At 53.7% G+C, this 23,733-nt stretch carries 19 protein-coding genes and 1 other RNA gene; 7 read left to right on the plus strand and 13 right to left on the minus strand.

Annotation, left to right across the window (positions count from 1 at the left end; all coding sequences use genetic code 11):
* Nucleotides 1–6 precede the first annotated feature (6 nt).
* The 7 genes from fliB to AB6731_RS06570 all read right to left on the minus strand — a co-directional run bounded on the left by fliB (nt 7) and on the right by AB6731_RS06570 (nt 7,351).
* On the minus strand, nt 7–1,224 hold the full coding sequence (gene fliB, locus AB6731_RS06540; RefSeq protein WP_044859405.1) for a flagellin lysine-N-methylase: 1,218 nt from the start codon (nt 1,222–1,224) through the stop codon (nt 7–9).
* A 110-nt stretch (nt 1,225–1,334) separates the two neighbouring features.
* Nucleotides 1,335–1,997, minus strand: a complete 663-nt coding sequence (locus tag AB6731_RS06545) for a LuxR C-terminal-related transcriptional regulator (protein ID WP_014169729.1) — start codon at nt 1,995–1,997, stop codon at nt 1,335–1,337.
* 47 nt (nt 1,998–2,044) lie between these two features.
* Nucleotides 2,045–2,560 (minus strand): fimbrial protein, encoded by a 516-nt coding sequence (locus AB6731_RS06550; RefSeq protein WP_371006064.1) that lies wholly within the window; start codon nt 2,558–2,560, stop codon nt 2,045–2,047.
* An 8-nt stretch (nt 2,561–2,568) separates the two neighbouring features.
* Nucleotides 2,569–3,516 (minus strand): fimbrial protein, encoded by a 948-nt coding sequence (locus AB6731_RS06555; RefSeq protein ID WP_371006065.1) that lies wholly within the window; start codon nt 3,514–3,516, stop codon nt 2,569–2,571.
* Nucleotides 3,517–3,518: 2 nt separating this feature from the next.
* Nucleotides 3,519–6,044, minus strand: coding sequence for a fimbria/pilus outer membrane usher protein (locus tag AB6731_RS06560; protein WP_371006066.1), 2,526 nt, complete (start codon nt 6,042–6,044; stop codon nt 3,519–3,521).
* Between the two features lie 44 nt (nt 6,045–6,088).
* Nucleotides 6,089–6,766, minus strand: a complete 678-nt coding sequence (locus AB6731_RS06565; RefSeq protein WP_149376634.1) for a molecular chaperone — start codon at nt 6,764–6,766, stop codon at nt 6,089–6,091.
* Between the two features lie 54 nt (nt 6,767–6,820).
* Nucleotides 6,821–7,351, minus strand: a complete 531-nt coding sequence (locus tag AB6731_RS06570) for a fimbrial protein (RefSeq protein WP_020884377.1) — start codon at nt 7,349–7,351, stop codon at nt 6,821–6,823.
* 451 nt (nt 7,352–7,802) lie between these two features.
* On the opposite strand from AB6731_RS06570, the gene AB6731_RS06575 reads away from it, so the two are divergent.
* Both AB6731_RS06575 and AB6731_RS06580 read left to right on the plus strand, forming a co-directional pair.
* Nucleotides 7,803–8,462 carry a winged helix-turn-helix transcriptional regulator gene (locus AB6731_RS06575; RefSeq protein WP_025204381.1) on the plus strand — a complete coding sequence of 220 codons (660 nt, stop codon included), beginning with the start codon at nt 7,803–7,805 and terminating at the stop codon, nt 8,460–8,462.
* A 67-nt stretch (nt 8,463–8,529) separates the two neighbouring features.
* On the plus strand, nt 8,530–9,159 hold the full coding sequence (locus AB6731_RS06580; protein WP_014169722.1) for a winged helix-turn-helix transcriptional regulator: 630 nt from the start codon (nt 8,530–8,532) through the stop codon (nt 9,157–9,159).
* A 57-nt stretch (nt 9,160–9,216) separates the two neighbouring features.
* On the opposite strand, the gene AB6731_RS06585 is transcribed toward AB6731_RS06580, so the two are convergent.
* The 3 genes from AB6731_RS06585 to AB6731_RS06595 form a co-directional block, all read right to left on the minus strand.
* Nucleotides 9,217–9,411: a YdiH family protein gene (locus tag AB6731_RS06585; RefSeq protein ID WP_003857766.1), complete on the minus strand. Its 195-nt coding sequence runs from the start codon at nt 9,409–9,411 to the stop codon at nt 9,217–9,219.
* Between the two features lie 85 nt (nt 9,412–9,496).
* Nucleotides 9,497–9,907 carry a 1,4-dihydroxy-2-naphthoyl-CoA hydrolase gene (gene menI, locus AB6731_RS06590; protein WP_020884381.1) on the minus strand — a complete coding sequence of 137 codons (411 nt, stop codon included), beginning with the start codon at nt 9,905–9,907 and terminating at the stop codon, nt 9,497–9,499.
* Nucleotides 9,904–12,960 (minus strand): FAD-binding and (Fe-S)-binding domain-containing protein, encoded by a 3,057-nt coding sequence (locus AB6731_RS06595; RefSeq protein ID WP_371006067.1) that lies wholly within the window; start codon nt 12,958–12,960, stop codon nt 9,904–9,906. Before AB6731_RS06595 ends, menI begins: the two co-directional genes overlap by 4 nt.
* Before the next feature lie 197 nt (nt 12,961–13,157).
* Between AB6731_RS06595 and ydiK the strand changes: the two genes are divergently transcribed.
* Both ydiK and rprA read left to right on the plus strand, forming a co-directional pair.
* Nucleotides 13,158–14,273, plus strand: coding sequence for an AI-2E family transporter YdiK (gene ydiK / locus AB6731_RS06600; RefSeq protein ID WP_020884383.1), 1,116 nt, complete (start codon nt 13,158–13,160; stop codon nt 14,271–14,273).
* A 208-nt stretch (nt 14,274–14,481) separates the two neighbouring features.
* Nucleotides 14,482–14,589, plus strand: an RNA gene (gene rprA, locus AB6731_RS06605) — antisense sRNA RprA.
* 5 nt (nt 14,590–14,594) lie between these two features.
* Here the strand turns inward: rprA and AB6731_RS06610 are convergent.
* The 3 genes from AB6731_RS06610 to ppsA all read right to left on the minus strand — a co-directional run bounded on the left by AB6731_RS06610 (nt 14,595) and on the right by ppsA (nt 20,987).
* Nucleotides 14,595–16,973 (minus strand): glycoside hydrolase family 3 N-terminal domain-containing protein, encoded by a 2,379-nt coding sequence (locus AB6731_RS06610; protein ID WP_371006068.1) that lies wholly within the window; start codon nt 16,971–16,973, stop codon nt 14,595–14,597.
* 3 nt (nt 16,974–16,976) lie between these two features.
* Entirely contained in the window at nt 16,977–18,377 is a 1,401-nt protein-coding gene (locus tag AB6731_RS06615; protein WP_020884385.1) for an MFS transporter, read from the minus strand.
* A 231-nt stretch (nt 18,378–18,608) separates the two neighbouring features.
* Nucleotides 18,609–20,987: a phosphoenolpyruvate synthase gene (ppsA, locus tag AB6731_RS06620; RefSeq protein WP_371006069.1), complete on the minus strand. Its 2,379-nt coding sequence runs from the start codon at nt 20,985–20,987 to the stop codon at nt 18,609–18,611.
* Between the two features lie 335 nt (nt 20,988–21,322).
* On the opposite strand from ppsA, the gene ppsR reads away from it, so the two are divergent.
* From ppsR to hemP, 3 genes are all read left to right on the plus strand, one after another.
* On the plus strand, nt 21,323–22,156 hold the full coding sequence (gene ppsR / locus AB6731_RS06625) for a posphoenolpyruvate synthetase regulatory kinase/phosphorylase PpsR (RefSeq protein WP_020884387.1): 834 nt from the start codon (nt 21,323–21,325) through the stop codon (nt 22,154–22,156).
* 152 nt (nt 22,157–22,308) lie between these two features.
* The gene (aroH, locus tag AB6731_RS06630) at nt 22,309–23,355 is read left to right on the plus strand and encodes a 3-deoxy-7-phosphoheptulonate synthase AroH (protein ID WP_025204385.1); all 1,047 of its coding nucleotides are present in this window, start codon (nt 22,309–22,311) and stop codon (nt 23,353–23,355) included.
* A gap of 164 nt (nt 23,356–23,519) precedes the next feature.
* On the plus strand, nt 23,520–23,708 hold the full coding sequence (gene hemP, locus AB6731_RS06635; protein WP_020884389.1) for a hemin uptake protein HemP: 189 nt from the start codon (nt 23,520–23,522) through the stop codon (nt 23,706–23,708).
* Nucleotides 23,709–23,733: the final 25 nt, after the last annotated feature.

The raw sequence follows: 23,733 nt of genomic DNA on the forward strand, positions 1-23,733 counted from the left end.
TATACGTTAGCCAATGAGCAGCAGGCACGAGAGGTCGTCCCCACCGTTAATCTTATCGATAGCAAAATCCATACGGGCATCAATGGTCTGATTGTGCAGGGTCTTTTCTGAGAAGCTGGCGATGGTTTTCATGACCATCTGCTGGTCCAGTTGTTCATCCATTGATTTGACGCTCAGGAAAACTTTCAGGTAGAAAAAGTCCAGAACGATGCGATAAAACTGACGCATAATGGTGGCAGTATTCTTACCCGGGAAATAGCCGCTGTAGAGTTTGTACAACAGATAGTTGCGTAATACGTACGGCTCTGACAGACAGGATTCCTGGCAAAGTTTCCCCCACTGCTGGTTAATCGCGTCGAATTTCTGCGCCAGCCTGGCGGGATCGCTGTCATGGCTGAAATTCAAAAAGTCAGCAATTTGCCGATGCCCTTCGTTGATATACCCATCCCGTGCAGAATCTCGCGCCACGTTCGTGCCGAGGATCGACAACGCCAGATATTTCATCGCATTTGATCGCCCGACATTGCTTTCAGAGAGCAGCGATTTACCGCTCTGCAACGCTTCCAGCAAGGCTTCGTAAAAGCGTTCAACCTGCTCATACTGATTGTGCAAATCGAAGTTCACATGCTGTAAGGTCAGGATCAACTGAGCCAGCGCCATCAAATTTTCTTCAACATTCCTCGCTGGCGACTGGATTATTTTCCACGCAAGGAGATGAATGACCTGGCTGCTTTGAGGCATAGACTGGCGCTGACCAATCAGATTGGTTTTATAAACGGCCAGCAGTTCATCCTGCTCCTGCAATAACATCGCATCGGGGTCGAAGAGAACCCGCCTGACCACTTCCGGACATGAAAGGGTCATGCTGTGGCGAGTTTCATCCAGATAGCGGGTGGAGCTTCGGGGATAAGTACTGCAGGTGTGCGATAAGGCACTTTCACCTAAATCACGGTGTACCATACAGAGCTTATTTTCATCGATAAACGGACACTCCCCATTTTCATCCAGTTTAATACGGGAATAGTTTACTTTGCCTTTACGCTGCAGAATCAGATTGTCTTTGGCTATTGCAGCGATACCGGGATGCGTTGATGAAAGATATTTTTGATGTGTTTTTTTATCAATGGAAATTGTCCAGCCGCGGCAGCAGGAAATTAAACATTCCGGCCCCACACACTTGAACCTGGTCACAAAAATCGGTTTCAGGGTTTTATGAATTTGCATCGCTAATTAATCGTTATATAAAACGTAAAAATAACATGCTGCAGATGCAACTCTAAAGTTTCATAACCGAACACTTGTTTCCGTTATTCCTGTCATCAATAAAAGTGCCTTTACGCCTCCAGACAGGGGCGGTCCTGGAAACCCTGTCTCACAGAATCACGAAAAATATTGGGGGTGCCGTTTTTCTTCACCATCCTGTTGAGCAGCGCGATAAGCTCATAATCACTTCGCAGGTTAAATTTTTGCATGATCATGTATTTGTGCGCAAAAACGGTCTTATAGCCGATCTGTAACGCGTCTGCCGTCTGCATAACGGATAAGCCTTTATACAGGTTCATGACGATGCGTATTTGCTGCGGTGATAATATCTTATGCTCGCAATCGAAACAGGACGTTTTCTGCAGCACATGCCCCTTCAACTGCGTTTTACGCCACGCGCACCCTACCGTCTCGCCAATCATGTCAAGAGAGGCCCTGCGGGAGATGAAAATAATATCCTGATAACAGGATTGCGACGCCGTAGACCGTTGCTCATCATCAACCCAGCCGATCACAATGCCTTTTTGCCGTGACTGTAATTCCGGAAAACAGGTCAGGGTTTCTCCCTGGCATAAAGAGAGGACAATAATATCCGCCGTGCTGACGTTATGCGGCGTCATTTCATAATCAAAATGAATACAGTCATTAAAATTACGCCAAAAGAAATCCATAAAAAAATACTGCAGACCAGACTGAAATAACGAATCCGTCTCGCTAATTAAAATATTCAACATAGACCACACCGACGGGAAGCAAAAATGCGCGTGAAATCCCGCGCGACTTAATTGTATTGCAGCGTAATGACCACCACTGCGCTGAGGGTGCCGGGCGTCGCCCTGCCTCCGGTGGATATAACCGCAGCCTGCATGGCCATCTTCGCCGTCCGGTCTGAGGCGACATAATCCGTCATGCTGGAGCCGTTCCCTTTCAGTATGCCACTTCCGGCCTCGCGCATTGCTATCGCCACGTGGGTGGCCGTACCGCGGTTAATGTAATAGTCGGCGCCGGCAACAGGGTCGGGTGTACCCGTAAAGGTAGCGGTGACGCTACGCGTCCCCACCGGACATTGGGTAAATAACAGATCAAACGTAACTGGGTCAGAGAATGATCCTGGCGTCACCATATTACTCGCCTGGATATTGCCCAGATTAATATCGAGATTCGTATTGCCGTTATTAAACAGGCAGGGTGAGGCCACGATATTTCCGGTGACCCCGATATTTACGCTGTCTGCACATAGCGCTTTGCCGCACAGTAAACCCGACACAAGCAACGCCGTGGGAATTATTTTCATCATCTCACCGGTTATTGATAGGTTATCGTAAGCGTGGCTGATGCATTTGCCGAGCCTGATTCCGCGGTGGTTAACGTCTGGTAATAGCGCGCTGTTAACGGGAGCGTCTCCTGTCCTCCCGCAGACTGTTTTAATAACAGGCGACCGTTCATTACCAAAGGAGAACCGTTATAAAGTAGCTGAACCCCTACCCCTTTTGCCGTACCGGCATTCCCCTGACCGGTTAATGCCATGACGCTGGTATTGGCGCTGTCCGGATTTTGCATACCGCTGAGTGACACACTGATATTGGTGCCGGCACTGCAGGTTAACCCCAGATTTTGCGTATTTTGGGCGCCGGATGGCGTGGTTCCAATAACGGAGCCAAACGATGAGGCCGGAATATCGCCTATCGGGAACGTCAACTGCGCCGTCGTTATCGTGCATGCCAGCGCATTAATTGTGCCGTCAGTTAACTGGACCGTCAGACCGTCACGATAAACACCGTCACTTCCCTGAAGCGCCACGGTTCCGATAACGCCCGGCGTTAAAGCGCCCGACGTTACCGGGCCGGTCACCACCAGCTCAACTTTTCCACCAAACCAATCCACATACGACGTCACCGCGTTATACGAAAACGTGTAAGCCGGGTTTTCAAAATAATTCCCCGAGGAAAAGCGAATACCAATACCGCTGACATTGGTGGCATAAACATGGTTACCGTAGCTGCTCAGGTTCCCATTGTTATATCGCATACTGAATCCCAGCATCAGCGGGTTAGAACATCCCGTTAAATAGGTTCCCGTTGATGAGGCGGCGCGAGAAAAAATAATGGTGCCCACGGGGGCATCACGCTGCACGTTAATCGTGCCCACAGATATCGTCGATATTTGCGGCGTGATGGTTGTACAGGTGCCGGCACGGGCGCTATTCCACCCGCTCAGTAAACAGAGCAGGATCAGAGATAAAGCAAATTTCATTTTTAACCTTCCTGGCGGCAAAGCGCGTTAACGTCGGTTATTCCGCCGTAGGTGGGTTGTGCAGGCAGGCTAAACTGCGCGCGGCACTGCTGACCGGGTTGATTTCCCCAGGTTGCCACGATCTCTCCCTGTCCGGGCAGTCCCGTTAAATAGACCTGACCACGGTCGCCCACAATAAAGCTGCTGTTGCTGTCGCCTTTGAGCGTGACGACCGCACCAAACGGAACGGCATATTGCCCATCGGACAGGGTCATTAGCACCCGGCGCCCGATTTTAGACTTATAATCGGCTTCCACTATCGCCCCGCGGGTCGGTGTTACGGTGCGCGTATTAATCTCAAGTCCCACGTCATCCGGCATAGTTTCCGGCTCAAGAGTGATGTCGTTTTTTCGGTATACCGACAGATTGTTAACCACTGTATACCCGCGGAAATCCGTACGAACCCCGGGTTGATTGCGAATATCGACACCGTGTGCACCCGGCGCTTTCACCAGGATATTGGTTTCACCGAGCGGCTGCGAAAGCGTGATGCCGTCACGGTGAGCAATGACGCCCCCCTGCAACCCGTAATTCAGGCGCTCGTTGTGTTTGTCGTAGCTGTAGCCCGCGACAATTTCGCCATAGGTGCCTTTATAGTCGCCGTTCAGGTTGCCGGTATTTCCCGTGCCCTGTGTGCCATAACCTTGCTGCACGTTCCAGTTCAGGGCGCTGTTTTCCAGAGACACGCCGTTCAGCCCGACCACGTGCGTCGTGCCGTTGTGCTTACTGGCGTTCATGCCATAGTTAGCCCAGGTACGCGGCAAGAATTTGTCCAACGGTACGCTGACGTTAAAGGCCAGCAACCGATCGTGGTCCGCGTTTTGCGCGCTCCCGCGTCCATTCTTGCTGTAGGTCCAGGTCAAACCGTAACTGACGTTGTTCCAGTCATTGTTGTAGCCCACGCTCCAGGAGGCCATCGCCTGACCAGAATTCCAGTAATCCTCGCGTGCGGCGCTGAGCGTCAGTGAACCCAGCGCGCCGCCCAGCGCCTGGCTCATGGTCAGTTCAGCACGGTTACGCCGCCGGTCCTGCAGGGCACTGCTGTCGCCGTAGGAATCCAGCACGTCCTGCATCCCGTAATAGCCACGGGTTGAATATCGGTATCCCGCAATTGAAAAGTTTGTCCCGGTCTTCGCCATATTTTTGCTGTAACGCGCGCGCAAGGACTGACCGGATGTTTTGTCGGTGTTATTCGGCGTTGACCAGGCCTGGGTTACGTCGGCAGAGATCGCGCCGATATCCCCCATGTTTTTACCGATGCCAAACGCCACTGAACGGTATTTATCAGACCCCTGCATCCCACCGTAAAGGGTGATGCCGTGCTGAATCCCATAAATACCGGTGATTTGACCAAAGGACGTTTTCTCCACGCGACTGTTGTAGGCGCGATACTGCCCGGCCGTCACCGCATACTTCAGTCGTCCTTCCCGCTGCAGGACCGGCAGCGAGGCATAAGGCAGCGTGAAATGCTGCTCACTCCCGTCAGCCTCTTTAATGGTCACATCCAGATCGCCTGCGCCGCCGGTGGGATACATGTCCGAGATTTCAAACGCGCCTGGCGCCACGTAGCTCTGATAAATTTGATAACCATTCTGGCGGACCACCACCTGCGCATTGGTTCGCGCGATGCCGCGGACCACGGGCGCATAGCCTTTAAGAGAGTCCGGCAGCATGTCATCATCCGAGGCCAGTTGACCGCCGCGAAATGGCATACTGTCGAAAACATCCGCCGGTGCGGTACTGTCCCCGATAATCAGCTGTGCTTTCAGCGGAATAACGGCGCGCTGCGCATAGGTATACACGTTGTCCCACCGATCCTCACCGGTGGAATCCCGTGACCAGGTGGTGTAATTACGTAAGCGCCACGGCCCGATATTGACCCCGGGGCGCAGGTTGGCGTACTGGCTATCATTCTGGCTGCCGCGAGTGTTCTTCGCCCACGCGTTTGCGCCGCTCAGACTGTAATTAAGCATGGCGGCATTAATCCCCTCATCCCACATCTCTGGCGGAACCGCGTCCCTGGCTGGCAGGTCGATGGCGGCCTGAGGAATGCTGATCACCAGCCGCTGTGCGCCAAACTGAAAATCGCTACTGGCCTGCGGGATCGCCTGAAGGTTTGCGCATTCACCGTTGTTCGCCGCCAGCTGCGGGAAAAGCGTGGTTCTTACGCCCCACTGTTTTAACTGGTCAAGACTCAGGCACGGCCGGAGGACGTCATTGCCCTTTTCGTCTTTTACTGCAGTAAAGGTGATATCGCGGGTCGCCATTAGCTGGTCATCAAGAACAATATCGACGTGATAGGTGCCGGGTGCCTGCGATCCGGATTCAAATGCCGATAAATCCGTTCTCCCTCTTCCTGGATTATCAAGTTCAACCAGTTCGGCATTAAATGTCTCACCGGCAAAAAGCGCCTGCGATGAACCTGCAAGTATTAATCCGATCACTGTCGCCAGGGGTGCAGGTCGAGCCCGAAAATAGTGTATTGCCATCGCTTTTAACTCATTTATGACAGGCAATGCCCGCGTTTCACCGGTTATAAGGTTGCCTGATGCGGGCCCCCAGGGCTGCCGAAGTCATTAATCACTTTAAACGTCAGTACACTGCCGCTGGCCCCCTGCGGTAACGTGAAACGGACTGAGCCACCGGGTAAGACATACGACACGTCATCGATTTTTTTACCCCCAAGGGTGATTTCATTAAAATTGATGACATACGCGGTCGGGTTATTAACCTGAAGTTCATTCCCGGTTCTGCGCCAGCGTAATTGACTGGCCTGTTCGTCAGGCGTGGACGCGTGCAGCTCAGCGGGCCGATAAATCAGTTTGATGCGCGTTTTAACCGCAATTTGTAATGCGTTCATCTGCGTTGAGGCAGACGGAATCGCTTTAATATTCAGCCAAAATAAACTTTCCCGATCCTGAGGCAGTGCCCCCGTCATCACGATGCGCTCAACGTTTTTTTGCCCGCCATCCAGACGATACAAAGGCGGCGTAATAATAAAAGGCACCTTGCCTGACGCCCCTTCCTGCACGTCGATCCATGACTGAATTAAATACGGCGTACCATCAGGGTTATTCACACTGAGTGACGTTTCCTTTTTAGCGCCATCAAAAATAATGCGCGTACCACCAATAATGACGCCGGCATGAGCCGTTGACAGCATCAGAGATAACAACGCTGTTGCCAGTAAAGGGGTTCTGAAAAAATACATTCTGTTCCTCATAAAATTGGGGGCCGGGGCGGCCCCGACGTTCAGGCAAAAGAGCTAGTTATAAACCACCGAGAAGTTGGCGACAGAATTCGCCGGGCCTGCCGTGACGCTGGCCGTGGTCGAAATATACTGGGCATAGAAATTGAGCGTGTTGTCTGCAGAGCTGCTGAGCATGTAGGTGTAACCATTGCTGCCATGCAGAGGCAGGTCGGCTTTATCCGCGGTCATCAGGTTGATCGCCACGCCCGTTGCGGCACCCGCCACGGAGGTGTCAATCGCCAGAAGATTACTATTAGACGCATCCGGAGTACCGTCAAAGCGCACTTTGGCGTTCGTGACCGAGACCGGGCAATTTTTCAAAATAATATCGAATTTCGTTGCCGCAGTTCTCGCCCCCGTCGCGGTAAACTCTGTTTTATAATAATCCCCAAGTACAACCACCTGGTTCTGAGATGCCACATCAACGTCACAGGCAGAATCCAGAATATTTCCGTTAAAATTAACGGTACCTGCAGCGGCAAACGCATTGGCCATTGTCAGTACGGAACCTGCTGCGATCGTTGCCAGAAGAAGTGTTTTTTTCATCATGCTATATCCTGTATTACTTTATTTATTATTAACATTCAGACAAAAAGACGCGTCGGTTTTTTCACCCGCTTAATGTTTTGCCTTTTACAGACAGCAGCGAAAAAAATGAAATAACTTTATTTCATTAAACGTCTGAAGACGCATATGACTTGCTGTCGATGAAATAAAATTTATACAACCCCGTTGACGTCGACAATCATTTTTGGAGTCTTTCCGTAGACCCGTAATTAACAAAAATAAAACATTGTAAATAAGGAATACCTTATGCATATAACAGGCAGTCTATTAATAGACCGGAGTGTTAAGATCATTAAATTCAAAATGTTAGTCAGGATAATATTGAAAGTCTACTTTTAGACCTGTGCTGCATATTCCCGTAGTCGCTGTTTTTTAAGATAATTCTCTACGCCGGTCAACCATGATCGCAATGAAAGCAGTGGAGCACCTTATGAACACGCGAATGACAGCGGTCCTCACCGATGTAAAATCTACCGTACTGGATTTAAAGCCGTATGCCCATATTGATAAGTTAATCAGTACTGTGCTGCCTTTTACGGAAAGGCATATTCTCGCGAAAGGCGAAATTATCCAGTATCACAATAATGATGTTCGCCTCTGTTTTTTGCTGTTACACGGCAGCGTTGCGCTGCATCGTCGTGGCGATGGTATTGTTTTAAACTCAGAATCCTCACCTTTTATTCTGGGTGTCAGCAGCCAGTTCTCCTCTGAACATCTGTACGTCAGAGCGCTTGAAACCTCCGAAATAGCACATGTCTCTCTGGATAATTTTAATAAGATCGTGGCGGAAAAAAACTTATGGGAACATTTTTCAAAGCTACTCATCTATACCGCCTCCCGGGTATACGAGCACTGCGCGCAAATATCGCAGATGTCAGCCTATGACATTATCCGGTTCCAGCTGGTCGAACTGATGCAGGAGCCAGATGCCGTACGGAAAAACATCACGGCGGCAGCGTATATCAAGAGTCGAACCTACCTTTCACGCAGTGGGATTATGCGTATTCTCGCGGAACTGCGTACCGGAAAGTACATCACGATGGAGCGTGGCGTGCTGCTGGAAATCCGTCATTTACCACGTAAATACTGATTAGCCTCGTGTTTACGATAAGGAGTAACGCTATAATCAGGGGGGTTATCGCTACGGGTTATAGGTTATGTCCTCTACTGAAAAAACGCATCGTGGTTCTCCTTACGCGCGAGAACTGATTTCATTCCTGCAACCCTACTGTACCACGCGCAATGTTGCTCCCGGCGAACAGCTGGATCTCCAGGTGAATGGCCAGAGCGTGTGCTATTTGATCCTCGAAGGCACCGTTGCTATCTACCGCAGAAGCGACAACATGATGCTCACCACCGCACGTAGCCCGGCGCTTTTTGGCCTCGCCAATCTGACAGACATCTACTTCAATGATTATCTTAAAACCGTGACCCCCTGCCTGACGGGTATGCTTACCACCGCTCAGGTGGAAGCCGTTATCAAAGAGAATGGGTTATGGGGGTTGTTGTCTAAGCACCTGATGTTTGTTTATAACCGGCTATACAATAATGTGATGCCTCAGGGCGCGCCCACGGCCTATGAGATGATTCGCCAGCAATTGATAAAGCTGATGGATGAAGATGAGAGTTATCGCAACGCCATCACCGCAGAGCGGTATATTCGCGAAAAAACCCAGCTGTCGCGCAGCGGGGTGATGCGTATTCTGGCGGATTTAAAAACAGGCGGGTTCATTGAGATAGAAGATGGCAGGCTCGTTAAAATCAATAAACTGCCTGCCCGGTACTGAATGTCAGATACAAAAAAGACCGCTGACGCGGCCTTTTTTTACTGTCACGATCAATGATCAATGGACGTGAACGCCCAACCGCCAGGCAAAGTAGATCTCTTCTTTAAGCTCATTTGAAGAGAGCGCCAGCAAATCTGTGAACTCCAGTTCAAGCTGTTTCAGCTTTTTCAGGTACTGCGCCGGAGACAGGTTGCTTTTATCACGACGTAAATATTCAATTGCCAGCTGTGTTGGGGTTATTTCAGTATCCATGATGTCCTCGCTTATGTACAAAACCTGACCAGTATATCACAAGAGGCTGGCTAGCTTTTGACCAAAGGCAAAACATCTGAAAACTTTACACGACCGCCGTCGTCAGTCTCGACGAACAGCAGAGCCGATCCTGCTCGTCAAGAATGTCAATCTGCCACACCTGATGGCGGCTACCGGCGTGTAGCGCGCGACAAACGCCGCGCACCCGTCCACTTCGCACCGAGCGAATATGGTTCGCGTTCACCTCCAGCCCGACGACCTTTTGCTCCCCTTCGGTGCAAAGATAACCCGCCACGGACCCCAGGGTTTCGGCCAGCACGACGGATGCGCCGCCGTGCAATAAACCAAACGGCTGATGCGTGCGATGATCGACAGGCATCGTGGCCTCCAGTTCATCCTCGCCAATACGCGTGAACTGAATGTCCAGCAGCCCTACCATATTCCCCTCGCCCATGGCATTCAGCGCCTGCAGCGTCACGGCTCGTTTCCAGATCATCCAATTATCTCCAGTAAGGCCTGTAATGGGTGACGCACCCCGTTCCCTTCAACCCGTTTCACCTGGCTTCGGCAGGAGTAGCCCGTAGCCAGACAGCGGTTCCTCGGCAAACGCTGCATCGCCTGATGCCACGACAACTCATAGATACCGAGCGAGTTCTCGTGGTTTTTCACTTCGTGCCCGTAGGTACCTGCCATGCCGCAGCAGCCCACGTTGACGCTCTCAAGCTTCGCCCCGAAGCGGGCAAAGATAGACGCCCACTGCGCCGGGGCGCCCGGCAGTGCCGTCACTTCCGTGCAGTGGCCGAACAGATACCACGATTCACCGCTCACATCCTTCACGGTCGCCTGTTGCAGCGCCGCCGGCAGCCACTCGTGCACCAGCATGACGTGGAAATCACCGCGTTGCTCCCCCAGCGTCTGCTTATACTCATCGCGGTAGCAGAGCACCAGCGCCGGATCGACACCGACCATCGGCATCCCTAGCTGCGCCACCCGGTTGAGGAAGTCAGCGGTTTTCCGCGCCGTTTTCGCAAAACGGGTAAGGAAACCTTTAATGTGCTGCGCTTTGCCGTTTGGTGAGAACGGCAGTACCACCGGCTGATAGCCCAGTTTTTCTACCAGACGGATAAAATCGGCTACCACCTGGGCATCGTAGTAACTGGTAAACGGATCCTGCACCACCAGCACCACATTGGCTTTCTGCTCAGGGGTCAGCGCCTCAAGCTGCTCCAGCGTCATATTCGCCGAACGGTGCCCCACGAGCTGACGCTGTAGCGAAGGGACTGACAGCAGCGGCAGGTCCACCATCCCGATATGTTTTTCGGAAAGCTTTCGCACCAGCGGCTGATTGATGAAGAAGTTAAAGGTCTTCGGCGCACGCGCCATCAGCGGGGCATAGCTCTCCACCGTCGCCACCAGATGGTCACGCATTGGACGCAGATAGCGGGTATGGTAAAGCTGCAGGAAGCGTGAGCGAAACTCCGGCACATCAATCTTGATCGGACACTGGGTTGAGCAGGCTTTACAGGCCAGGCAGCCGGACATGGCCTCCTTCACCTCGTGGGAGAAATCATACTCGCCTTTGTTCGCATGCCAGCTGTTGCGGGTACGTTCAATCAGCGAGCGCAGACTGGCGCGTTTTTCCGGTAATTCCTGTTCCAGCTTCAGCGGATCAATCCCGCGGTCGGCCAGCAGACGCAGCCATTCGCGGACCAGCGTTGCGCGGCCTTTGGGCGAGTGGATGCGGTTACTGGTAATTTTCATCGACGGGCACATTGGGCTTTTCACGTCGAAGTTGAAACACAGACCGTTACCGTTACACTCCATTGCACCGCGCCAGGAGGCGCGCACCGCAATCGGGATTTGTCTGTCATAGGTGCCGCGCTTGACGGCGTCCACCTGCAGCATTGGGGCATCGACGCCCTCTGGCGGGCAAATTTTACCCGGGTTGAGACGGTTATCCGGATCGAATGCCGCTTTGACCTTACGCAGCTCAGCGTAGAGCGCTTCACCGAAGAACGCCGGGCTGTACTCCGCGCGGAACCCTTTCCCGTGTTCTCCCCAGAGCAGGCCGCCATATTTCGCGGTCAACGCCACCACATCGTCGGAGATCTGTTTCATCAGGATCTCCTGCTGCGGATCGCACATGTCCAGCGCCGGACGCACGTGCAGCACCCCGGCATCCACGTGGCCGAACATGCCATAGCTCAGACCGTGGCTGTCCAGCAGGGCGCGGAACTCAACGATGTAATCCGCCAGATGCTCAGGCGGGACGCAGGTGTCTTCAGCAAAGGGAATCGGTTTGGCAGCCCCCTTCGCGTTGCCCAGCAGCCCCACCGCTTTTTTACGCATCGCGTAAATACGCTCAATGCCGGAGAGTTCGCTGCAAAGCTGCCAGCCAATCACCCCACCTTCGCCTGCTGCAATCAGTTCGTCCAGCCGCTGACAGAGCGTGGTGACCTGGCTTTCAATCAGCGCTTCGTCATCACCGGCAAATTCAACGATGTTGAGACCCAACAGCTCTTTATCAGGTACATCGGTGATAAGCTCACTCACCGAGTGCCAGACGATGTCTTCCCGAGCCAGATTAAGCACTTTAGAGTCGACGGTTTCCACCGACAGCGCCCGCGCGTCAACCATAAAGGGCGCATTTCGCAGGGCAGAATCGAAGGAGTTGTATTTGACGTTCACCAGCCGACGCACTTTCGGCAGCGGCGTAATGTCCAGCCGCGCCTCGGTAATAAATGCCAGCGTCCCTTCGGAGCCAGTCAGCACGCGGGTTAAATCAAACTGCGTCAGGTCATCGTTAAAGACATGACGCAGATCGTAGCCGGTTAAGAAGCGGTTCAGTTTAGGGAATTTGTCGAGGATCAGCTGGCGGTTATCGCGACAGCGCTCAAGCACGGTGCGGTAAATCCGCCCGTTGGCCGTGTTGTCTTTACCCAGCGTTTCCGCCAGTTCGACCGGCATCGGCTGGGTATCCAGGATATCGCCGCCCAGCAGCACCGCACGCACGCCAAGAACGTGATCGGAGGTTTTACCGTAGACCAGCGACCCCTGCCCGGAGGCATCGGTGTTAATCATCCCACCGATTGTCGCACGGTTGCTGGTTGAGAGCTCGGGGGCAAAGAAGTAACCATAAGGCTTGAGGTACTGGTTAAGCTGATCTTTGATGACGCCCGCTTCGACACGCACCCATCCTTCTTCGGGATTGATCTCAATGATGCGGTTCATATAGCGCGACATATCAATGATGATGCCCTGGTTCAGCGCCTGACCATTGGTGCCGGTGCCGCCGCCGCGTGGCGTGAACACCAGCGAGGTAAATCGCTCCTGCATTGCCAGTCGCGCAATAAGCGCCACATCGGCCGTTGAACGGGGAAACACGACTGCATCGGGAAGAAGCTGGTAGATACTGTTGTCGGTCGCCATTGTCAGCCTGTCGGCATAATGTGTGGCGGTATCCCCTGTAAAACCCTGTTGCTCCAGTGCCTGCAAAAAATTAAGCACCAGCTGAACGACGCCAGGTGCCTGAGAAATCTGTGGGATCATTACTGTCGACCCTAATTAGAGGTGTGAAATCGTTTGCGTGTATCGTAAAAGTTTTATCACATTTTTTTCTTATACGCTCTGCAGAATTACAGGCAGAATTCGCCTGTCAAAAATCGCTGAAATCATTAATGATTAGAGAATCGCGGTTTTCCGTTCCCGCCAGCCACGCTGGTGTTCAATTAAGGAAAGTTTCATTTATGGTCAATCTTCGCCAGCCCAGGGATGTTGCGCAAATTTTGCTGTCGGTGCTGTTCCTGGCCCTCATGATTATTGCGTGTTTGTGGATCGTTCAACCCTTCATTCTCGGCTTCGCCTGGGCTGCAACCGTTGTGGTTGCCACCTGGCCTTTACTGTTACGGTTGCAGAAACTGCTCTTCGGACGTCGTGGGCTGGCGGTCCTGGTGATGACGTTGCTGTTGTTCCTGCTGTTTATTATTCCCGTTGCGCTGCTGGTCAACAGCCTTGTCGACTCCAGCGGCCCGGTGATTCGCGCCGTGACCAGTGGCGATCTGACGCCGCCGGATCTCGCCTGGCTTAACAGCATTCCGGTTGTTGGCGCAAAACTTTACAGCGGCTGGCATGGCCTGCTGGAGATGGGTGGCAGCGCGCTGATGGCGAAAGTGCGCCCGTATATTGGCACCACCACCACCTGGTTTGTGGGTCAGGCAGCGCACATTGGCCGCTTTATGATGCACTGTACGCTGATGCTGGTCTTTAGTGCCCTGCTGTACTGGCGTGGTGAGCAGGTGGCTTTGGGCGTTCGTCATTTTGCCACTCGCCTGGCGGGCAAACGGGGTGATGCCGCGGTTCTGCTGGCGGCGCAGGCCGTGCGCGCGGTTGCGCTTGGCGTCGTGGTAACGGCGCTGGTTCAGGCGGTGCTGGGCGGTATTGGTCTTGCGATTTCTGGCGTGCCGTACGCCACCGTCTTCACCGTGGTCATGCTGATGACCTGCCTTGCGCAACTGGGTCCGTTGCTGGTGCTGGTACCCAGCATTATCTGGCTGTACTGGACCGGCGATACCACGTGGGGCACCGTTCTGCTGGTCTGGAGCTGCGTGGTTGGCACCATGGATAACGTTATTCGTCCCATCCTTATTCGCATGGGCGCAGACCTGCCGCTGATCCTTATTCTCTCAGGCGTAATTGGTGGATTGATTGCCTTTGGGATGATTGGTCTGTTTATTGGTCCGGTGCTTCTGGCCGTGACCTGGCGTCTGTTCTCCGCCTGGGTGCATGAAATCCCGCCTCCGGGAACGGACCCGGACGTGATTTTGAGCGAACTGGAAGAGCTGGAAGATAAGAACAAGCAGTAATGGACAGGCCGGGTAACGCAGTCGCGTACCCGGCCTACATATTCCCCCTTAATACTTAAACGTTGCTAAAGTATTTATTCGTTGCGCACTGGTCAGACCCGCTATTACGGCTCTAAGTCCCCTATTAACCTCAAGAAATCTTTACGTCTCTTTAACTATTGAGACGAATCTGATCGACGCTAAAAGCTGACATGCCTACTATTAGGACACGGTTATAAATCAACACCTTGATTTATAAGCATGGAAATCCCCTGAGTGAAACAACGAATTGCTGTGTGTAGTCTTTGCCCATCTCCCACGATGGGCTTTTTTTTATCCTGATTACGCGCGGCTGACGCCACAGGTGCTGAGCATCCGCCATTCCGTTGACAATACACGGGTTTCCCCGGTCACATTGACCGTCACCACCTCGCGAATATCCGCCGACGATGCACCAATCTGCAGCTCAAATTCACCCGGCTCGACGATCCGTTTGCCGTCACGACGGGTAAAGTTGAACATCTCGACGGGCAACGTAAAGGTGAGTGTGGCGGTTTCACCCGGTGAGAGCGTGACGCGCTGGAACGCCTTCAACTCCTGCAATGGCCGCACCTGCGTGGCGACGTTATCCCGGACATAGACCTGTACCACCTCGCTGCCGCTGCGCTCACCGGTATTGGTGATATCCAGGCTTACGACCACCTCGCCGTCGATCGGAACGCGGGGTTCAGCCACGCGCGCCGTTCCCCAGCTAAACTGCGTCCAGCCGAGACCGAAGCCAAAGGGATAGCGGGAGCCAAAATGGAAAGCAAACGGTGTGCCGCCACTTTTGAGCTTGTGGTTGTAGTAATAGGGCATTGCTCCCGCGCTTTTCGGCACGCTGACCACCAGACGTCCCTGCGGTTCAGCGCGGCCCGTTAATACATCCGCAATCGCCCAGCCGCCCTCCTGCCCTGGTGCCCAGGCCATCATCAGTGCGGCGACGTTATCTTCCAGCCCCTGAAGGTTGTAAGGCCTCCCGCCGGTCATGACCACGATAACCGGCTTGCCGGTGGCCACCAGCGCAGCCAACAATTGTTGCTGTACGCCCGGCAGATCCAGAGAGTCGGTATCAGAGCCTTCCCCGACGGTTCCACTCTGGAACAGCCCGGCGAGATCGCCAACGCAGGCCACCACCACGTCACTCTCCTGTGCGGCTTTCACGGCTTCAGGGATCAGGTCGGTACGCTGCGAGACCGGAGATTGCTGCATGGGTTTACCGCCGCTGTCACCCGGAAACACCGGCGCACCCGCCATCCGTTTTTCGATAATGTGACAGCCTTTGGCATAACGTACCCGCGAGGCCCCCAGATACTGCTCGAGCGCCGCGCGCGGTGTCGTGACCTGCGAGGTCTCTTCCACCATGTCGCTAATAATTAAGTGCACCGGAAAACTGTAACCGCTGAGGAGCGCCAGCGGATCGTCTGCCGTTGGCCCGACGACCGCCACGCGAGGGTTGCCGCCGAGGGGCAAAATGCCGTTATTCTCAAGCAGCGTCAGCGAACGGGTCGCCACTTCCCTTGCAACCTGACGCGTTGCCTCATTTTGCAAATCGATGCCCTGTTCATCGGCATACGGTTTTTCAAACAAGCCAAGACGGAATTTTTCGGTCAGGACGCGTGCCACTATTTCATCGACTTTCGCCATGGAAATAATCAGTCCGCGCTCAACGGCTTGTGCCAGATGACGCGCGCAGTCATCTTTTGGTAGTTCGACATCCAGCCCGGCATTGAAGGCCAGCGCTGCAGATTCGGCGGCATCGTGCGAGATGCCATGATGCTGGTGCAGCAGGCTCACGCCGCCGTAGTCCGCAACGATGATCCCATCGAACCCCCACTGTTCACGCAGCACGGTTGTCATCAGGAAGTGGTCGCTGTGTCCGGGCTGGTTATCGATATCGTGATAGGCGGGCATCACCGAACCGGCATTGGCCAGCTTCACCGCCATCTCAAACGGCAGCAGGAAGGTGTCGTTCAGTTCGCTAAAGCCCAGATGCACCGGCGCGTGGTTGCGTGCCCCTTCGCTGAAGGAGTGGCCCACATAATGTTTGAGCGTTGCCAGAAGATCGCGCTTATCGCCCTGCAAACCCTTTACGTATGCCGTGGCCATCACCCCCACCAGCCACGGGTCTTCTCCGAAGGTCTCTTCGGTGCGTCCCCAGCGAACGTCGCGAGAGACATCCAGCACCGGGGCCAGCCCCTGCTGGCAGCCAACAGAGCGTGCTTCTTTGCCAATCTGTTCTGCCGCACGCTGCACCAGCTGCGGATCCCAGGTCGAACCGTAGTTCAGCGACGACGGGAACAGCGTGGCATCTTTGCACAACAGCCCCACCAGGCACTCTTCATGGAACAGCGCCGGAATACCGAGGCGCGTCTCTTCCATCATCATGCGCTGCAGGCGGTTAGCGGCACGCACGCCTGTTTTCGCATCAACGATATGGGTGCCCAGTGGACGCGTGATCTGTCCCACCCCCAGTTTCAGCCGTTCGCTAAGCGCAGCCTGTTCGCTCACGCCCGCGAATTCATCGCTCAGATCGCTGCGTTCGCGGTGGTTACCGTTTTCATCGAGGATCAACCAGTAGGCATGCATCTGGGCGAACTTCTCTTCCGGGGTCATGCGTGCCAGTAGGTCGGCGACGCGTTCATGCACGGGACGTCCCGCGTCCTTATAAATCGCAGTCATGTGTTACTCCTGTATTGCGGAATGGGTGGCCGGGGTGAGTTGTCCTGTCTCGTCTCGCACCTCGCGTTTGCTGGCCAGCTCGCGGGCGATGGAATTGACGAGCTTGCTGTTGAGTTTGTAAATGGTCAGCAGCGCGACCATACAGAGGAACAGCACGCAGGGGATGAGGGTGAAGAGCGCATTAATGGTAGAGAGCACGTGCGGTGCCTGGGTTGCCTGACCGGGCGCATAATCCACCATCCCGAGAACCCAACCGACCACCGCCCCGCCCAGCGCCAGACCAAATTTGATGGCAAACAGCGCGGTAGAAAAGACCAGACCATCCAGACGACGGCCGCTGCGATGCTCCTCATAATCGACCACATCAGAGAACATGGTCCACTGCAGCGGCGTGGTCAGGTTCTGAATAAAGCTAAAGATAATGTTGAGGCCAAAAATCAGCCAGATCTGCGAAGGCGGCAGGAAGAAAATCAGCGCGCCAAAAATCACGAAGGAAATAATGGTCCACTGATAGGCGCGGACGCGGTCAAATTTCCCCAACAGACGTTCAGATAATAATGCCCCCGTTAAGGACGCCACCATCCCGGAAACAATAAAGGCAAATACCAGCTCCGGGCGCAGAAGCACATATTTCACGTAATACATGGTGGCAGAACCACGCGTCACCACTGCGGTTAACAGCAAAATATTAAACAGGAAAACAATTCGCCACTGGCTATTTCCGGCCAGCAGTTTTAAATCGCCGATCATCGAACCCGAGGTGTCATTGCGCGGGGAATAACGCTCGCGGGTCATCAGGAAACAGCAGAAGAAGAGAATAATACCCAGCAGGCCCATCATGCTCATGGCATAGAAATAGCCTTTCTGAACGTTGCCCTGGCCTAACAGCGAGACCAGCGGTAAGGCGATCACCGTCACAATCAACCCGCCGATGAACGACAGGCCGAAGCGCCAGGACTGCAGCGAGTGACGCTCACGCGGATCCAGCGTCAGCGCCCCGGGCATGGCGCAATACGGGACGTTAATCGCGGAATAAATAAGGCTTAAGATGGCGTAAGTGACGCAGGCATAGACGATTTTCGCCGTCGGCCCGACGTCCGGTACATAGAAGGTGATAAGGCAGCTTACGCCAAATGGGATGGCAAACCACAGCAGCCAGGGACGAAAGCGACCGTGCCGCGTCTGGGTGCGGTCGACCAGCGCGCCAATGCAGGGGTCGACAAAAGCATCCACCACGCGCACCACTAAAAACATGGTTCCCATGATGGCCGCTGGCAAACCGAAAACATCCGTATAAAAATAGGCGAGAAATAAGGTTGCCGTTTGCCAGACCAGCGCACTGGCCATATCACCTAAGCCATAACCTATTTTATCTTTGGTACGCAATACAGAGGAGATTGTCATTGTTATTTGCCTTTTTATCAGGTTAAAACGTATTTCAACCAGTTGCGCATCAGCGAGGGAAATGCGCGGTAAGGCTCAAGTATTAGCAACGCTTTGCGCGCTAACAATTGTCTAAATTAACAGACAAATTATGATATTTGGTTTTTTACTTTATTTGTGATGGGGAGCAAATAAGGCATGAAATAAAAAAGGCGAGGAATATATCCTCGCCTTTTTCTGGTGCTGATGGCGTTACTTGTTGAGTTCGGCCAGGCTCAGCCAGGTTTGCACCACGGTGTCCGGGTTCAGGGACAGGCTGTCAATCCCCTCTTCCATCAGCCATGCGGCAAAGTCTTCATGGTCAGACGGACCCTGACCGCAAATCCCGACATATTTACCCTGTTTCTTCGCCGCACGGATGGACATCGACAGCAGCGCTTTCACCGCCTCGTTACGTTCATCAAACAGTTCAGAGACCACGCCGGAGTCACGGTCAAGACCGAGCGTCAGCTGCGTCATGTCGTTCGAGCCGATAGAGAAGCCGTCGAAGTACTCCAGGAACTGCTCAGCCAGCAGGGCGTTGGACGGAATTTCACACATCATGATAATCTTCAGCCCGTTTTCGCCGCGCTTCAGACCCTGACGTGCCAGCTCCTCCACCACCGCTTTCGCCTGATCCACGGTACGCACGAACGGGATCATGATCTCAACGTTGGTCAGTCCCATGTCGTTGCGCACGCGCTTCACGGCGTCACATTCCAGCGCGAAGCAGGCACGGAAGCTGTCAGAAACATAACGTCCGGCGCCACGGAAGCCGAGCATTGGGTTCTCTTCTTCTGGCTCGTAACGCTCACCCCCCACCAGATTCGCGTATTCGTTTGACTTAAAGTCGGACAGACGCACGATCACGCGCTTCGGATAAAACGCCGCGCCCAGCGTGGCAATCCCCTCGGTCAGACGACCGACGTAGAACTCTTTTGGCGAGTCGTAACCTTTCATCATCTCGCGGATTTCGTTCTGCAGCTTCGCGTCCTGGTCGTCAAACTCCAGCAGCGCGCGCGGGTGAACGCCAATCATACGGTTGATGATAAATTCCAGACGCGCCAGGCCAATGCCTTCGTTCGGCAGGCAGGCAAAGTCAAACGCACGATCCGGGTTACCAACGTTCATCATGATCTTCAGCGGCAGATCCGGCATGGTATCGACGCTTGAACTCTTCACGCTGAAGTCGAGAATATCGGCATACACGTAACCGGTATCACCTTCCGCACAGGAGACGGTCACTTTCTGATCGTCCTTCATGCGCTCGGTCGCGTCACCGCAACCGACAACGGCAGGGATCCCCAGCTCACGGGCGATGATTGCCGCGTGGCAGGTACGGCCACCGCGGTTGGTGACGATGGCCGCCGCTTTCTTCATGATCGGTTCCCAGTCCGGGTCGGTCATGTCGGTCACCAGCACATCGCCTGGCTGAATACGGTTCATCTCGCTGATGTCATGGATCACTTTGACAGGACCGGCACCGATGCGATGACCAATCGCGCGGCCTTCCGCCACGATTTTGCCCTGTGCGTGCAGGGTATAACGCTCCATCACCTGACCGCGGGAGCGGACAGTTTCCGGACGCGCCTGCACGATAAACAGCTTGCCGGTGTTGCCATCTTTGGCCCATTCGATATCCATCGGACGGCCGTAGTGTTTTTCGATCTGTACCGCCTGTTTCGCCAGCTCCTGCACTTCTGCATCGGTCAGGGAGAAACGGTCACGCATTTCCTGCGGTACGTCTTCAATCTTAACCTGCTTGCCATGCTCCTGCGTCGGGGCATAGATCATGCGGATTTTTTTCGAGCCCATCGTGCGGCGAACGACCGCCGGACGGTTTGCGGCCAGTGTCGGCTTATGAACGTAGAATTCGTCAGGGTTCACCGCGCCCTGTACTACCATCTCACCCAGACCCCACGCCGAGGTGATGAACACCACCTGGTCGAAGCCGGATTCGGTGTCGATGGAGAACATCACGCCGGAAGAGCCCACGTCGGAGCGCACCATGCGCTGTACGCCAGCAGAAAGCGCCACGCCGCGATGGTCATAGCCCTGGTGCACGCGGTAAGAGATGGCGCGGTCATTGAACAGGGACGCGAAGACGTGCTTCACCGCCACCAGCACGGCGTCATAACCCTGGACGTTAAGGAAGGTTTCCTGCTGTCCGGCGAATGACGCATCGGGCATATCTTCCGCGGTGGCAGAAGAACGCACGGCAAACGACGCCTGGGCATCATCCGCTGATAGCTGGTTGTAGGCTTCGTGAATGGCTTTTTCCAGTTCCGGCTGGAAAGGTGTGTCGATAATCCACTGGCGGATTTGGGCACCGGCTTTCGCAAGCTCGGTCACATCATCAATATCCGTTTTATCCAGCAGGTCATAAATGCGCTGGTTTACACCGCTCTGGTCTAAAAACAGGTTAAAGGCATCGGCGGTTGTGGCAAACCCGTTCGGTACGGAGACACCCATACCCGACAGATTTGTAATCATTTCACCCAGGGAGGCATTTTTGCCCCCAACTCTGTCTACATCATTCATGCCGAGTTGGTTATACCAAAGCACCAGCGGTGACGAGCCATTGTTGGACATCGAAACAATCCTTTTGTGATATTTGATCGGAGTAAGAAACACCTGACTACGTATTTATACTGGCATAATTATTTCCGCTAAAAAAACGGTGAATCGTGTAAGCAATTTAAATTTTCAACTTTTCGGATACTTTCCCACCATCCGCTAACCCGATGATTCCTATATATTCAGCCAAAAACCCTAAAAATAAAGTCGCTAATTGAAAAATGAAATCCACTTTTCAGGAAAATCAAAAACACCGTTTCATTTATAATTAGGATAAGTTCTTTGCTGTGTAATTTACTTTTTTAATTTATGCTTTCAGACAATTACGTACGATATTCAGGGTGGGTAAAATGGATAATGCTGTCGATCGCCACGTTTTTTATATTTCTGATGGTACGGCGATTACCGCCGAAGTGCTGGGACATGCGGTGATGTCGCAGTTCCCCGTTTCGATTAACAGCATCACGCTGCCGTTTGTGGAAAATGAGAGCCGTGCAAAGGCGGTGAAGGACCAGATTGACGCCATCTTCCAGCAGACGGGGGTCCGCCCGCTGGTCTTCTACTCCATCGTGATCCCTGAAATTCGCGCGATTATTTTGCAAAGTGAAGGGTTTTGTCAGGATATCGTCCAGGCGCTGGTGGCCCCGCTGCAGAGCGAACTGAAACTCGATCCGACGCCTATCGCTCACCGAACGCATGGGCTGAACCCCGGCAACCTGACCAAATACGATGCGCGTATCGCCGCCATTGATTACACCCTGGCGCACGACGACGGTATTTCGCTGCGTAACCTCGACCAGGCGCAGGTGATACTGCTTGGCGTCTCGCGTTGCGGGAAAACCCCGACCAGCCTTTACCTGGCGATGCAGTTCGGTATCCGCGCCGCCAACTATCCCTTTATTGCTGACGACATGGACAATCTGGTGCTGCCAGCCGCACTTAAGCCGCTCCAGCACAAGCTGTTTGGCCTGACCATCAACCCGGAACGGCTGGCGGCAATACGTGAAGAACGCCGTGAGAACAGCCGCTACGCCTCAATGCGCCAGTGTCGAATGGAGGTTTCCGAGGTGGAAGCGCTGTACCGCAAAAACCAGATCCCGTGGCTAAACAGCACTAACTATTCGGTAGAAGAGATCGCCACCAAAATCCTCGATATCATGGGGCTCAACCGACGCATGTACTAACATGCTAGTACAATAACTCAGAATCGGGTATCATCACCACATCCTCGGCGCGCAGGCGCGCCGAACTTGAATTCAGCAGGGATTGGTTTAAGGTGATGCCCATCACTTCCCGGTAGTCTGCCGATGAAGCAAAAATTTTTCTGAGACATTTCATGAATAAAACCGATGAACTCCGCACTGCGCGCATTGACAGCCTGGTCACACCGGCTGAACTGGCACAGCGGCATCCTGTTTCCGCGGGTGTAGCGGAACATGTCACGGCATCCCGCCGTCGCATTGAAAAAATCCTTAATGGCGAAGACAAACGTCTTCTGGTGGTGATTGGCCCTTGCTCCATCCACGATCTGGATGCCGCAATGGATTACGCAAAACGGCTTCAGGGACTGCGGGACAAGTACCAGCATCGCCTTGAAATTGTCATGCGCACCTACTTTGAAAAACCGCGCACCGTCGTGGGCTGGAAAGGGCTGATTTCCGACCCGGACCTGAACGGCAGTTACCGTGTTAATTATGGTATTGAGCTGGCGCGTAAACTGCTTTTGCAGGTCAATGAGCTGGGCGTACCGACGGCCACCGAGTTTCTCGATATGGTGACCGGACAGTTTATCGCCGATCTCATCAGCTGGGGCGCTATCGGTGCGCGCACCACGGAAAGCCAGATCCACCGTGAGATGGCCTCTGCCCTCTCCTGCCCGGTTGGTTTTAAAAACGGTACCGATGGCAACACGCGAATTGCCGTTGACGCGATCCGCGCATCGCGTGCCAGCCATATGTTCCTGTCGCCGGATAAGCGCGGTCAGATGACCATTTATCAGACCAGCGGCAACCCATACGGGCATATCATCATGCGTGGCGGGAAAAAGCCTAATTACCACGCGCAAGATATTGCTGCGGCGTGTGAAACGCTGGCCGAGTTCGACCTGCCGGAACACCTGGTGGTGGATTTCAGCCACGGCAATTGCCAGAAACAGCATCGCCGCCAGCTGGACGTGTGTGATGAGATCTGCCAGCAGATCGTCAGCGGTTCAACCGCCATCGCGGGCATTATGGCCGAAAGTTTTATCCGGGAAGGCACGCAAAAAATCGTAGCCGGACAGCCAATGGTTTACGGCCAGTCGATCACCGACCCGTGCCTGAGCTGGGAAGACAGCGAACTGCTGCTGGAGAAACTGGCGGCAGCGGTCGATTCACGTTTTTAGTCCTTGCCTTACCCTCTCCTGCGGGAGAGGGTCTACGTTCGCGCAAGGCCACATCCTCTTCTGTTTTGATCCCATCACAGTTTTTTCACAAAAACGCTTGCCGTGAATTTTCACTTTGTTGATAATGATTATCATTGTTACATTGATTGTTATTTATAAACATTATGTCACGTACGGATAACAACGCGGCAACGCCCGAAAACACACACACAGCACCTGCCCCAGCGCGCACCGATCGTCGGATCGACAGTAAAAGCCTGCTGGGGGACGAGGGACGCGTGATCATCGAGCATGACGGCCAGCTTTATCTGTTGCGCCAGACCCATGCCGGGAAGCTGATCCTCACCAAATAAATACCACAATACCTTCGCCAGCCAC

The organism is Enterobacter sp. RCC_40 (genome assembly GCF_041360735.1).
In the GTDB taxonomy this organism is placed as follows: domain Bacteria; phylum Pseudomonadota; class Gammaproteobacteria; order Enterobacterales; family Enterobacteriaceae; genus Enterobacter; species Enterobacter ludwigii.

Coding starts and splice junctions, on each gene's coding strand:
- fliB (WP_044859405.1), bottom strand. CDS start 1,224: ATGCAAATTCATAAAACCCTGAAACCGATTTTTGTGACCAGGTTCAAG.
- AB6731_RS06615 (WP_020884385.1), bottom strand. CDS start 18,377: ATGACAATCTCCTCTGTATTGCGTACCAAAGATAAAATAGGTTATGGC.
- AB6731_RS06560 (WP_371006066.1), bottom strand. CDS start 6,044: ATGGCAATACACTATTTTCGGGCTCGACCTGCACCCCTGGCGACAGTG.
- aroH (WP_025204385.1), top strand. CDS start 22,309: ATGAATAAAACCGATGAACTCCGCACTGCGCGCATTGACAGCCTGGTC.
- AB6731_RS06555 (WP_371006065.1), bottom strand. CDS start 3,516: ATGAAATTTGCTTTATCTCTGATCCTGCTCTGTTTACTGAGCGGGTGG.
- ydiK (WP_020884383.1), top strand. CDS start 13,158: ATGGTCAATCTTCGCCAGCCCAGGGATGTTGCGCAAATTTTGCTGTCG.
- AB6731_RS06545 (WP_014169729.1), bottom strand. CDS start 1,997: ATGTTGAATATTTTAATTAGCGAGACGGATTCGTTATTTCAGTCTGGT.
- ppsA (WP_371006069.1), bottom strand. CDS start 20,987: ATGTCCAACAATGGCTCGTCACCGCTGGTGCTTTGGTATAACCAACTC.
- AB6731_RS06575 (WP_025204381.1), top strand. CDS start 7,803: ATGAACACGCGAATGACAGCGGTCCTCACCGATGTAAAATCTACCGTA.
- AB6731_RS06610 (WP_371006068.1), bottom strand. CDS start 16,973: ATGACTGCGATTTATAAGGACGCGGGACGTCCCGTGCATGAACGCGTC.
- menI (WP_020884381.1), bottom strand. CDS start 9,907: ATGATCTGGAAACGAGCCGTGACGCTGCAGGCGCTGAATGCCATGGGC.
- ppsR (WP_020884387.1), top strand. CDS start 21,323: ATGGATAATGCTGTCGATCGCCACGTTTTTTATATTTCTGATGGTACG.
- AB6731_RS06580 (WP_014169722.1), top strand. CDS start 8,530: ATGTCCTCTACTGAAAAAACGCATCGTGGTTCTCCTTACGCGCGAGAA.
- AB6731_RS06565 (WP_149376634.1), bottom strand. CDS start 6,766: ATGTATTTTTTCAGAACCCCTTTACTGGCAACAGCGTTGTTATCTCTG.
- AB6731_RS06570 (WP_020884377.1), bottom strand. CDS start 7,351: ATGAAAAAAACACTTCTTCTGGCAACGATCGCAGCAGGTTCCGTACTG.
- AB6731_RS06595 (WP_371006067.1), bottom strand. CDS start 12,960: ATGATCCCACAGATTTCTCAGGCACCTGGCGTCGTTCAGCTGGTGCTT.
- AB6731_RS06585 (WP_003857766.1), bottom strand. CDS start 9,411: ATGGATACTGAAATAACCCCAACACAGCTGGCAATTGAATATTTACGT.
- AB6731_RS06550 (WP_371006064.1), bottom strand. CDS start 2,560: ATGATGAAAATAATTCCCACGGCGTTGCTTGTGTCGGGTTTACTGTGC.
- hemP (WP_020884389.1), top strand. CDS start 23,520: ATGTCACGTACGGATAACAACGCGGCAACGCCCGAAAACACACACACA.